The sequence below is a fragment of the Halorubrum tibetense genome (assembly GCF_055396225.1).
The window spans coordinates 1,183,193-1,194,233 of record NZ_AP043742.1 but is presented as its reverse complement, the minus strand read 5'-3'; the positions used below and the strand labels follow the sequence as shown (position 1 = coordinate 1,194,233).

Here is an 11,041-nt window from a genome sequence, read left to right as displayed (position 1 = left end):
GATGGAGACGGATCGACCCGACGGGGACGGATCGGCCCGATGGAGACGGATTAGCGGCCGAGCGTCTCGGCGGTGTCCGTCGTCTCCGTCGTTTCTCCCGTCTCTGACGACTCCGCTGTTTCGGGAGACTCCGCCGTTTCGGGCGATTCCTCCGTCTCGTCGGTGTCAGTCGCTGTTGCGGTCCTCGCCCGCTCGCCGTCCGTCTCCTCCTCGCCGCGGAGCTGCCGTGGGAGAAGCCCTTTTAACAGCCCGGCGAGGATCCGTCCCGGATCGAGGAAGTACTGCGGGAGGACGACCATCGCGACCGCCACGACGAGCAGCCCCGCGCCGAGCGCGATCTGGCCGGCAAACAACTGGATAACGGCGTAGTTCGCGAGCGGGATCGCGAACACTAACGAGGCCGCCAGCCCGATCATGTCGAACACCCCGAGGTTCATCGCTCGCCTATAGCGCCCGGGCGCGCATAAGGGTGGAGGGATCCGGCCGTCGGAACGCCCTGGGTGCCGCCGGCGAACGGGACCGAAGCCCGCACGTTGAAGGCGGTCGGGGTTAATCGATCGAACATGTCGGAACACCGAACGACGACCGCCGTCGTACTCGCCGCGGGCGCCGGCCGACGGCTGAGCCCCCTGACGAACCGGCGGCCGAAGCCGATGGTTCCGGTCGCGAACCGGCCGCTCTTGGAGTACGTGATCGAGGCCGTCAGCGACGCGGGCGTCGAGGAGGTCGTGCTCGTCGTCGGCTACGAGCGCGAGCGCATTCAAACTCACTTCGGCGACGGCGGTGACTGGGACGTGTCGATCCGATACGTCACCCAGGGAAAACGGCTCGGAACTGCACACGCGGTCTTACAGGCGGAGGCACACGTCGATTCGCCGTTCCTCGTGTTGAACGGGGACCGAGTCGTCGACTCCCGGATCGTCGCCGACGTGCGGGACGCGCTCGCCGACGGCGACGAGGCGGCCGCGATGGCGGTTCGGCGAAGCGGCCGGCCGCGCTCGTACGGGGTCGTCACGGTGCGGGACGGCCGCGTCGAGACGATCGTCGAGAAGCCCGGCCGCGACATCGAGTCGGAGCTGATCAACGCCGGCGTGTACGCCTTCTCCCCCGCAGTGTTCGACGCGATCCGGGAGACCGACCCCGCCGCGGACGGCGAGTACCAGCTGCCGGCCACGGTCGAACGGCTCATCGACGATGGCGGGGTTCGAGCGGTCAGACACGACGGGGTCTGGCACGACGTCTCGTACCTCTGGGACCTCCTCGACGTCACCGACGCGGTGATCGACCGTGAGGGGGGCGCGATCGACGGGAACGTCGCCCCGGGCGGTGCCGTCGACGAGCGGAGCGTCCTCGCGTCCACCGCGTCGGTGGGTCGGAACGCGGTCGTCGCGTCGGGGACGACCGTCGGAGCGAACGCGTATGTCGGCCCGAACGCGACGGTCGAGCGCTCCGTGCTGTTCCCGGACGCGACCGTCGAGGCGGGTGCGGTGCTCCGCGACTGCGTCGTCGGCGCGGGCGCGACCGTCGGCGCGAACGCCACGGTTCGCGGCGGAACGGCGACGGTCGTCGTCGAGGGGACGCTCCACGAGAACGTCCGGCTCGGCGGGGTCGTCGGCGACGACGCGAGCGTCGGGGGTGCAGCCGTGCTCGCCCCGGGGACGGTCCTCGGAAACGACGCGGTCGTCGGCGACGGCGCGGCGGTGAGTGGACGCGTCGCCGACGCGGAAACGGTACGGAGGGGATAATCATGTGTGGGATCATCGGCTACGTCGGCGGACGACCCGCGCTTCCGATCCTCTCTACGGGGCTCGCGAACCTGGAGTACCGCGGCTACGACTCGGCGGGGGTGGCGCTGTCCGGCGAGGCGTTGGCGGTGTACAAGACGTCCGGCGAGGTGAGCGCCCTCCAATCGATCCTGCCGGAGTCGACGGACCACCGGGCGGGGATCGGCCACACGCGGTGGTCGACGCACGGCCCGCCGACCGACGAGAACGCCCACCCGCACACCGACTGTACGGGTCGGGTCGCCGTCGTCCACAACGGGATCATCGAGAACTACGACGCGTTGCGCGCGGAGCTGTCCGACGAGCACGCGTTCACGAGCGAGACGGACACGGAGGTCGTGCCGCACCTCATCGAGGACGCGCTCGACGCGGGTGCCGACCCGCGAGCCGCGGTCGAAGAGGCGGTCGAGCGGCTGGAGGGCACTTACGCGCTGGTCGTGACGATCGCCGGCGTCGACGAGCTATACGCGACCCGGCAGGACAGCCCCCTCGTCGTCGGCCACGGCGAGGACGGGACGTTCATCGGTAGCGACGTCACCGCCTTCCTAGAGCACACCCGCGACGTGACGTACGTTCAGGACGGCGACTTCGCGGTGATCGACGACGACGGGCTGGCGCTGTACCGTGACGACGAGCGGGTCGAGCCGACGGTCGAGCGGCTGGAGTACGAGGCGGACGCCGCCGAGAAGAGCGGCTACGACCACTACATGCTCAAGGAGATCCACGAGCAGCCACGGGCGCTCAGACAGACGATCTCCGGACGGATCGACCCCGACGCCGGTAGCGTCGACGTCGAGGTCGACCTCCCCCCGGAGTATATCGCCTCTATCGAGGAGATACAGATCGTCGCCTGCGGCACCTCGAACTACGCCGGACGGTACGCCGCGGAGCTGCTGGAGTCGACCGTGGACGTCCGCACGACTGTCGAGGTCGCGAGCGAGTACGAGTTCGACGGCGGCCGCGACCCGTGGCGTACGCTCGTCGTCGCGGTGACCCAGAGCGGGGAAACCGCGGACACGCTCTCCGCGATCCGCCGGGCGAAACGCGCTGGGGCGCGGACGCTCGCGGTCACGAACACCCTCGGCAGCACGATCGTCCGCGAGACCGACGACAGCGTGTTCATCCGCGCGGGCCCCGAGATCGGGGTGGCGGCGACGAAGACGTTTGCCTCCCAGGTAGCGACGCTCACCCTGCTCGCGGTCCACATCGGTCGGGAACGCGGAACGCTTCCGTACGGCCGGGCACAGGAGCTGCTCGACTCCGTTCGGCAGCTCCCGAACGCGGTCCAGAGCGTTCTCGACGCCGAGGACCGCGTCCGCGAGGTGGCCCGCGAGTACGTCGACAGCGACGCGTTCTTCTTCATCGGCCGACAGCTCGGCTATCCCGTCTCGCTGGAGGGGGCGTTGAAGCTCAAGGAGATCTCCTACGACCACGCCGAGGGGTTCGCCGCCGGCGAGCTGAAACACGGGCCGCTCGCCCTCGTCACCGAGGAGACGCCCGTCCTGGCGCTGCTGACCGACGGCAGCAGACCGAAGGAGACGCTGAACAACGTCAAGGAGGTCCAGGCGCGTGGCGCGCCCGTGATCGGCGCGCGAACGGACGCCGGTGACGGTTCGAGCGCCGGAGCCGGCCCGGGCGGCGCGGACGCCAGCTCGTACGTCGACGTCGACCTCCCGGTGCCCGCCATCGGCGATCTGGAGCCGCTCGTCGCCAACGTCTACTGGCAGCTGTTCGCGTACCACGTCGCGAACGAGAAGGGTCGGCCGATCGACCGGCCGCGGAACCTCGCGAAGAGCGTGACGGTGGAGTGAGGACGGTCGGACGCCCCGTCCGCCCCTCTCTGTGGACCGGACACTGTCGGGGCAGGGGGTCCCGACACGCGCACGGCGATATCCGTCCTCGGCTCACGCTCACGCGTATCTATCGAAGACGTCGGCGACGGCGTCCGCGGACTCCTTGAGCCGCTCCGTGTACCGCGGCACGTCCCACGTCGGTGGGGTGTAGGCGGTCGTGTCGAGACGCGCGTCTGGGCCTGCCGATCCCCCTCCAGTCTCGTCGATCCCGGGGATCGCCCCCGTCAGGTTCGTCTCTCCCGCTTCTGTCCCCGCCTCCGCATCCGCCCGCGCCCCTGCCCCCGCTCCTACTCTCAACCCTGACACCGACGCGGCGTCGCCGTCACCGCCAGCCGGCACGTACGACGCGGCCGCGACGTCGATCGTCTCGAACGGCTCGTACCTGTCGAGTCCGTCGGTCCAGACGTCGCCGAGTCGGCGTCGTCGGCTCGGGTCGGCGACGTTGAGGAGCTGCCAGGGCAACCGGACCTCGATCGCGTCCTCGGGTGGCGAGACGTGGACGTCCGCCAGTGAGTCGTACGCTGACGAGGCCGGGTTCCCGTTCCCGTATCGGAGCCGCCCCGTCTCGACCGACTCGAACGGGATCCGCTCGCCGGTCGGGGGGACGGTGTAGCCGCGGTTGATGACTATTCGGAGCGGTGCGAACCAGCCCGGTTCGGGGTCGCGGTAGGCGGCCAAGTCCAACCCGGCCTCAGCGCCGTAGCGGTACGCGAAGGTGTCGTATCGGGGATACACCGTGACCCGGGAATCGTCAGGGCCGCCGAGCCTGACGACGAAGTCCGCCCCTCGCGAGGTCGCGTCCACGTCGTAGGGCAGGACGACCTCGCCGCGGTCGGTGAGCCCGAGCGTCAGCAGGTAGTTGACGCGGTCCCAGTCGACGCCGGAACCGAGGTCGGCGCACTCGAGCCGGATCGAGAGGTACGCCTCGTCGCTCGTGACCCGAAGGGCGGTCAGCTCGCGGGCCGGATCGACACCGTCGTCGAGGCGGGTCGACTCGCCCCTCGGCTCCGCGACGGTCGCGTCCGTCCACGCCTCAGGCGACCCGTCCAGCGGGACCGCGTCGGCGGGGTCGAAGGCGAGTAGCCCGAACCGCTGTTCGGGAGTCTGAACGTTCGACCAGTGGGGCCGCCGGTTGGGGTCCGAGAGCGCTTCGAGGTTCCAGGTCCGCTTGAACCACTCGTCGTGCCAGCTGAAGAGGATCCCACCAGCAGCCCCCGACTCCTGGACGTCCTCGTAGCTCGCCGCGAGTATCTCGCCCTGTTCGCGCTCCGTGTGTCGCCCCTGATCGCGGCCGTGGACGTCGCGCTGGGCGATCCCCCGTGAGGAGGGGACGCCGAACTCCGCGACGACGAGCGGGATGTCCGTCGATCCCACCAAGTCGTTCAGATAGCCCGCGTAGCTGTTCGGCTCGCCGCGGTGGTCGACGTACTCGGCGTACTCCGGCGTCTCGTTCAACAGCGGCGGGTAGTACGGATACACGTGGTAGGCGGCGAACGTCCCCGCCTCGTACGCGTCGGTCGGGACGAGCGCGTCGGGGTCGACGCTCACCGCGTCCTCCATCTCGAACGGCTCGTAGGGGTGATCCAACGGGTCGGTCGTCACCCAGTTGGTGAACGCCGTCGGGCGCTGATCGCCGTACTCGTCCGTTTCGTAGGCGATCCCGCGGTCGAGCCGCTCCGCGAGCCAGCGCTCGAACGGGCGGTCGGCGACCGAGTCGAGGTACGACCCCGCGTATCCGCCCGCGTCATTCACACGGTTCGTCTCGATGACGACCGCCGGCGGCCACTCGATGCCGATCACGTAGCCGAGGGTGTAATCGCTCACGTCCGCGTCGTAGGTGCCGCTCGCGTGGCCCGGCTCCGGTGCGATCGTCGTCGCGCCGTGGACCGCGTCGATAACCTGGCGGAACGAGCGGTCGAAGGGGTCTGCGAGCGTGAACGCGTCACCCGCTTCCCGGAGGTGTTCCTCGCCGATCCAGTTGCCGTGGACGAGGTAGATCGGGTCCGGATTCCCCCGGTTGTGCTCGGCGAGCGCCCGATAGAAGGCCGGCGGATGGACGGTGTACACCCGAACCACGGTGACTCCGAGCTCGCCCATCGCGCCGAACCAGCGATCGTACTCCTCCCGGGTTATCGCGGCTTCTCCCGGGAAGTGGCCGGGGTTCGCCATGCCGAGGTTCACGCCGCGGACGGCGAGCGGCTCGAACGGGCCGTCGTCGACGGCCACCTCGAACCCGTCGTCGACCACGCGGAACCGCCGGTCGGGAACGGCGATGTTGGGCCCGCTCCGACCGTCGTCGAGGAACGCGCAACCGGCCGTCCCCACCGCGGCACCGGTGCCGACCGACGCGAGGAACGAGCGTCTGTTCACGATCGGATCGGTCGTCGGAGAGGCATAACGTTGTCCACGGTCGCGGTACCCTTACCAAGGCTCGTTCTTGACGCCGATGGCGTACGCGATGACGTTCGTCCCCACGTGGAGGACGGGCGTCATCACGAGGACGACGGCGAGCACGGGGAGGGTGAACACCGCCGTCGCCCAGCCGGGCGCGACGAGGAAGACGGCGACGAGCGCGCCGACGACGAAGTCGAGCTGGTCGAGTCCCGGGAACGCCGCGCCGCGCTCCCGACCCGACCGCCGTTTGAGGAACGACGCCCCGATGTCGCCACACATCGCCCCGAACGCCAGCGCGACCGCGGCGCGGAGGTCGAACGCGGGGAGCTCGACGCCGATCGCGGCACCGGCGGGACCGACTATCGCGTTGAGGAGGAGCGCGAGCGCGACGCCCGCGGCCGTGCCGACCGCGGTGCCGCGCCACGTCTTCCCGTCGCCGAGCACGCGCGCACCCCGCCACTCGCGGCCCCCGTCGATCGGACGGCCGCCGCCCGCGAGCACCGCGGCGTTGTTCGGCACGTACGCTGGCAACATCGCCCAGAACGCCGTCGCGACGAGCGAACCGACCATGGCTAGGCTCACGAGTGTCCGGGTGATATAAACCGTGGATCCTCGCGTCTCCCTTCGCTCGGGTGGCAACATTTGACAACGCTCAAGTCCGATGGCCCCGATCCGTCGGTATGATCCCGCCGATCGCGCGACGGTTCGTCGCCGGCGAGTCCGTCCCGGAGGCGCTCGACCACGCGCGGGCCCGCAACGACGACGGCGTCGCCGTCATCCTCAATCTGCTCGGAGAACACTACGACGACCCCGCGGCGGCCCGTGCCGACGTCGACGCGTATCTCGCCCTCATCGACGATATCGCCGCGAGCGGCCTCGACGCGTGCGTCTCCGTGAAACCCTCGCAGATCGGTCTCGACATCTCCGCCGACCTGTTCGAGGAACACTATCGAGAGATCGTCTCACGCGCCCACGAGCGCGACGCGTTCGTCTGGTGTGATATGGAGGACGCCGAGACGACCGACGACACGCTGGACGCCTTCGAGTCGATCGCGACGGAGTACCCGTGGAGCGTCGGCCAGTGTCTCCAGTCGAACCTGAAACGCACCCACGACGACCTCGAGCGCCTCGTCGATGTCCCCGGTTTCGTTCGGCTCGTGAAGGGCGCCTACGACGAGCCGAAATCGATCGCGTACACGGACAAAGCGCGCGTCAACGAGGCGTATCGCGAGGACATCGAGTTCCTCTTCGAACGTCGTGACCGCGGCGTCGCCGTCGGGAGCCACGACCCGGAGATGATCTCGCTGGCGAACCGGCTCGGCTCGACACACGACACCGACTACGAGATACAGCTGCTGATGGGGGTCCGCGAGGACGCACAACGCGACCTCGCGCGGCAGGGCGTCGACGTCAAACAGTACGCACCGTACGGCGAGAAGTGGCTCTCGTACTTCTACCGTCGCGTCCGCGAGCGCAAGGAGAACGTCCTGTTCGCGCTTCGGGCGGTCGTCGGCCGGTGACCGTCGTACTGTCCGCTCAGCCGACATGTAGACACCCTCTTAAGGGCCGGCGACACATACGGAAGCGATAGATGTCCACGTGGAAACGCGACTTCGCCAGCGGGCTCATCGTGCTGGCTCCGCTCCTCGTTCTCCTTCTCGTCGTCAGATGGATCTACCGCTACATCGCCTCGATACCGCTCATCGACGCGCTCCAGCCGGCCGCGATCCCGGAGCCGCTGGAGCCGTTCTCGCGGGTGATCATCGCGGTCGCGGTGCTCGCTACGCTGGTGCTCGCGGTCGGGTACCTGATGCGGACGACGATGGGGCGGCTCGCCGAGGCGAAGGTCGACGACACGATAAACCGGATCCCCGCGATGCGGGTGGTGTACAACGCTTCGAAGCTCGCGGTCGAGACGGCGATCTCCGGGACGGACGACCTCCAGAGCCCGGTGTACCTCGAAACGTGGCCCGGGATCCGCATGACCGCGTTCCGGACCGGCAAGGAGACCCGCGACGGGAAGGTCGTCCTGTTCATGCCCACCGCCCCGAACATCACCACCGGCTTCGTTATCGAGGTCGAGCCCGAACGGATCGAGGATACCGGCGAAACCGTCGAGGAGGGACTCACACGCATCCTCTCGGCCGGGTTCGCGGAGTCCGCACAACAGATCCCCGTTCAAGAGGAGCGGCCGCCCGCGGACGCCCCGGAGGGCGGCGGGACGCCGGGTGGCATCGGTCGCCCGGGGCGCACAACCGGTTCCACGGGTGCCACCGCGACCGACGGCTCGGACCCCACGGCGGACGGCGGGGGCTCGGTTGACAGCTCCTAACCCCCTCGGTTCGTCTACAGGTAGGTGAACCAGTCGTCGTGTTCGTCGGTCTCCCGTTCGACCAGATCGAAGAACGCCGACTGTAGCTCCTCGGTGATCGGTCCGCGCGTCCCCGCGCCGATCTCGGTGTCGTCGACGGACCGGATCGGCGTCACTTCCGCCGCCGACCCCGTGAAGAACAGCTCGTCCGCGGTGTACAGCTGGCCGCGGGAGATCACGGCCTCGTCGTGGACCTCGTACCCGCGTTCCTCGGCGAGCGTGATGAGCGTGTCACGCGTGATACCCTCTAGGATCGACTGTGCGGGCCCGGTCGTGTAGATCTCGCCGTCGTTCACCATGAAGATGTTCTCGCCGGGCCCCTCGGCGACGTTCCCCTCCTTGTTGAGGACGATGGCCTCGACGTAGCCGTTTCGACGGGCCTCCTCGCCCGCGAGCATGGAGTTGACGTAGAGGCCGGTGGTCTTCACGTTCGTCGGCACCTGCGAGGAGGCGTGTTTCCGCCAGGAGGAAACCATCACGTCGACGCCCTCTTCTAACGCCTCGTCGCCCAGATACGCGCCCCACGGCCACGCGGCGAGGACGAGGTCCGTCGGGCAGTCCTTCGGCGAGACCCCGAGGGTGTCGTAGCCGTAGTAGGCGATCGGCCGGATGTAACAGGACTCGAGATCCTGTCGGCGGAGGAGTTCGAGTGTCGCCTCGGTGATCTCCTCGCGGGTATGCTCGATCTCCATGTCGTACATCTTCGCGGAGTCGAACAGCCGGTCGAGGTGCTCCTCCCAGCGGAAGATCGCGGGGCCGTTTTGGGTGTCGTAACACCGGACGCCCTCGAACACACCGCTCCCGTAGTGGAGCGCGTGTGTCAGCACGTGGGTCGTCGCCTCTTCCCAGTCGAGGAACTCCCCGTTCTTCCAGATCGTGTCCACGTCCATCTCATCGAATCCCATGACTGAAGAGTCGGGGTGTCCCGGCTTAAAATTATGACATACGTGGGTGGGGACCGGCGGATCCGGCCCGTCGATCCGCCTTATCGAAACGCCTCGACCAGCGCCGCTCCCTCGACGTACGGGATATCGTTGCGGGCGGCGTACGCCGCGGCGTCCTCGGGGGCTAACGCGTCGCCCGTCTCGTCATCGAGCATCTCACAGACGACGGCGGCGGGCGCGGCGTCGACGGCCGCGGCGAGCGCCAGTCCGAGCTCCGTGTGTCCGACGCGGTCGTCGAGGCCGCCACGCGCGCCGCGTAACACGTGAACGTGGCCCGGCGCACGGAACGACGCGGCGAACTCCGCGGGCGTGTAGCCGTCGGGGTCGCTCGCGGCGGCCGCGGCCGCGTTCGCGATCTCCGTGATCGTCAGCGCGCGGTCCGCGTCCGTGATCCCGGTGAACGTCTCGCGGTGGTTGACGGGCAGCGAGAACGACGACCGGTCGTCGTAGGCCGGGTCGTCATCGACCGCCGGATGGTCGAGCGCGTCCGCGAGGAACGGGAGGCCGAACGCGTCCGCGACGGGGTCCGCGACCGCGACGCAGATCAGCCCGCCCGCGTCGTTTCGCATGTGTGCGACCGCGGTCTCGTCGACCGCACCCGCCGGATACACGATGTCTGTCTCCCCCTCCCGGTCGGCGAAGTCGTGGACACACACGGGGTCGCCGGCGCGGAAGGCGTCGAGGGCGCGCTCGACCGCGCCGTCCGCGTCGCTCGGCGGGGCCTCGGCTCCGGCGTCTGGGGCGTTGGAGTCGTGGCCCTCGGCGTCGGCGCGCATTCAGGCCACCTCCTGCTCCGGGGCGGCCGCCGATCGGTCCGCCCGCGACGCCGCCTCGACGCGCACCTCGATCGGGTCGCCGTCCGATACGTCCAGGGCGTCGCGGAGCTCGTCCGGCGCGATCACCTCCAGCTTGTCGTCGTCGTGGTGCGTGCGATCCGGGACGATCGCGTGGGCGTCGGCGTACCGCTCGCCGTCGGCGACGAGCGTGACCGCGTAGCAGGCGGCCGCACCGTACGTCCGGTCCGCGTCCTCCCAGGCGTCGATCGGGACGGCGTCGACGCCGGCGATCTCGCCGCGACGGCGGACGCTCTCGGCGTCGAGTTCGAGGTTGAGCGTCCCCGGGAACGGCTCGTAGCCGAGGCGCGCCGCGAACTGCTCGGCGTACCCCGGCAGCGTGATGTAGTGACGGCCCTCGCCCATCCCGCCAGTGACGTGTCCGCGGAGGACGAGCTCGACGTCGGTCTCGAAGAGGCGGCGGTAGTCGGCGTACTCGCCGCGGAGGGCGGCCTCGCCCGCGTCGGTGACCCGAACCCACTGGCCGTCGCCGACGACGTCGCGTTCGACGAGCCCCGCGGATTCGAGCGTCTGGAGCCGTCGGGAGGCGGTCTGTGTGGAGGCGTCGAGCCGGTCGCCGAGCGCCGCACACGACACCTTGGTCTCGTTGAGCCCGCCCGCGAGCGCGACGTGTTTCAGCGCCGCGATCGCCGCCGGGTCGGCGGTCGCCGCCGTCGTCTCTGACATACCTAGATCGACGCCGTGCGTACTGAAAAGCATACCGAATGTGTGATGGATCTCAAAACCGTGATGGGCGTTTCGACAGCCCCGCCGTTTCATGTCGAACTCACGCCGCGAGTCACCTAAGGGCGTCGCTTCCGGCGGTCGTTCGGCGGTCGGCTCGCGTGTCACCGCCTCACGC

General features: G+C 69.3%; 10 protein-coding genes. 4 read left to right on the top strand and 6 right to left on the bottom strand.

Translation table 11 applies throughout. From position 1 onward, the window contains the following. Positions 1-50: 50 nt before the first annotated feature. Positions 51-437 (bottom strand): DUF7533 family protein, encoded by a 387-nt coding sequence (locus ACZ5TV_RS06070; RefSeq protein ID WP_379783573.1) that lies wholly within the window; start codon positions 435-437, stop codon positions 51-53. Between the two features lie 126 nt (positions 438-563). Here ACZ5TV_RS06070 and ACZ5TV_RS06065 point away from each other — a divergent pair, with 126 nt between their 5' ends. After that, entirely contained in the window at positions 564-1,745 is a 1,182-nt protein-coding gene (locus tag ACZ5TV_RS06065; protein ID WP_464384236.1) for a sugar phosphate nucleotidyltransferase, read from the top strand. A gap of 2 nt (positions 1,746-1,747) precedes the next feature. After that, positions 1,748-3,595, top strand: a complete 1,848-nt coding sequence (gene glmS / locus ACZ5TV_RS06060) for a glutamine--fructose-6-phosphate transaminase (isomerizing) (RefSeq protein ID WP_379782314.1) — start codon at positions 1,748-1,750, stop codon at positions 3,593-3,595. Positions 3,596-3,694: 99 nt separating this feature from the next. Here glmS and ACZ5TV_RS06055 read toward each other — a convergent pair whose 3' ends face one another. Further along, a complete protein-coding gene (locus ACZ5TV_RS06055; RefSeq protein WP_379782316.1) occupies positions 3,695-6,007 on the bottom strand; it encodes a hypothetical protein in 2,313 nt (770 codons plus the stop codon). Between the two features lie 51 nt (positions 6,008-6,058). Beyond that, positions 6,059-6,601 (bottom strand): CDP-2,3-bis-(O-geranylgeranyl)-sn-glycerol synthase, encoded by a 543-nt coding sequence (locus ACZ5TV_RS06050; RefSeq protein ID WP_464384235.1) that lies wholly within the window; start codon positions 6,599-6,601, stop codon positions 6,059-6,061. Between the two features lie 110 nt (positions 6,602-6,711). On the opposite strand from ACZ5TV_RS06050, the gene ACZ5TV_RS06045 reads away from it, so the two are divergent. Both ACZ5TV_RS06045 and ACZ5TV_RS06040 read left to right on the top strand, forming a co-directional pair. Beyond that, positions 6,712-7,551, top strand: a complete 840-nt coding sequence (locus ACZ5TV_RS06045; protein WP_379783086.1) for a proline dehydrogenase family protein — start codon at positions 6,712-6,714, stop codon at positions 7,549-7,551. Between the two features lie 71 nt (positions 7,552-7,622). Then, entirely contained in the window at positions 7,623-8,363 is a 741-nt protein-coding gene (locus ACZ5TV_RS06040; protein ID WP_379783084.1) for a DUF502 domain-containing protein, read from the top strand. Between the two features lie 14 nt (positions 8,364-8,377). On the opposite strand, the gene ACZ5TV_RS06035 is transcribed toward ACZ5TV_RS06040, so the two are convergent. The 3 genes from ACZ5TV_RS06035 to ACZ5TV_RS06025 all read right to left on the bottom strand — a co-directional run bounded on the left by ACZ5TV_RS06035 (position 8,378) and on the right by ACZ5TV_RS06025 (position 10,866). Next, the gene (locus tag ACZ5TV_RS06035) at positions 8,378-9,307 is read right to left on the bottom strand and encodes a branched-chain amino acid transaminase (RefSeq protein WP_379783082.1); all 930 of its coding nucleotides are present in this window, start codon (positions 9,305-9,307) and stop codon (positions 8,378-8,380) included. An 80-nt stretch (positions 9,308-9,387) separates the two neighbouring features. After that, complete coding sequence (gene ribB / locus ACZ5TV_RS06030) at positions 9,388-10,122, bottom strand: 3,4-dihydroxy-2-butanone-4-phosphate synthase (RefSeq protein WP_464384234.1); 735 nt, start codon at positions 10,120-10,122, stop codon at positions 9,388-9,390. Continuing rightward, positions 10,123-10,866 (bottom strand): DUF120 domain-containing protein, encoded by a 744-nt coding sequence (locus tag ACZ5TV_RS06025; protein WP_464384233.1) that lies wholly within the window; start codon positions 10,864-10,866, stop codon positions 10,123-10,125. Positions 10,867-11,041: the final 175 nt, after the last annotated feature.

What these genes read in the sequence shown, in the direction of transcription:
- ACZ5TV_RS06050 (WP_464384235.1), bottom strand. Translation starts at nt 6,601, where the DNA reads ATGGTCGGTTCGCTCGTCGCGACGGCGTTCTGGGCGATGTTGCCAGCG.
- glmS (WP_379782314.1), top strand. Translation starts at nt 1,748, where the DNA reads ATGTGTGGGATCATCGGCTACGTCGGCGGACGACCCGCGCTTCCGATC.
- ACZ5TV_RS06070 (WP_379783573.1), bottom strand. Translation starts at nt 437, where the DNA reads ATGAACCTCGGGGTGTTCGACATGATCGGGCTGGCGGCCTCGTTAGTG.
- ACZ5TV_RS06025 (WP_464384233.1), bottom strand. Translation starts at nt 10,866, where the DNA reads ATGTCAGAGACGACGGCGGCGACCGCCGACCCGGCGGCGATCGCGGCG.
- ribB (WP_464384234.1), bottom strand. Translation starts at nt 10,122, where the DNA reads ATGCGCGCCGACGCCGAGGGCCACGACTCCAACGCCCCAGACGCCGGA.
- ACZ5TV_RS06040 (WP_379783084.1), top strand. Translation starts at nt 7,623, where the DNA reads ATGTCCACGTGGAAACGCGACTTCGCCAGCGGGCTCATCGTGCTGGCT.
- ACZ5TV_RS06035 (WP_379783082.1), bottom strand. Translation starts at nt 9,307, where the DNA reads ATGGGATTCGATGAGATGGACGTGGACACGATCTGGAAGAACGGGGAG.
- ACZ5TV_RS06045 (WP_379783086.1), top strand. Translation starts at nt 6,712, where the DNA reads ATGATCCCGCCGATCGCGCGACGGTTCGTCGCCGGCGAGTCCGTCCCG.
- ACZ5TV_RS06065 (WP_464384236.1), top strand. Translation starts at nt 564, where the DNA reads ATGTCGGAACACCGAACGACGACCGCCGTCGTACTCGCCGCGGGCGCC.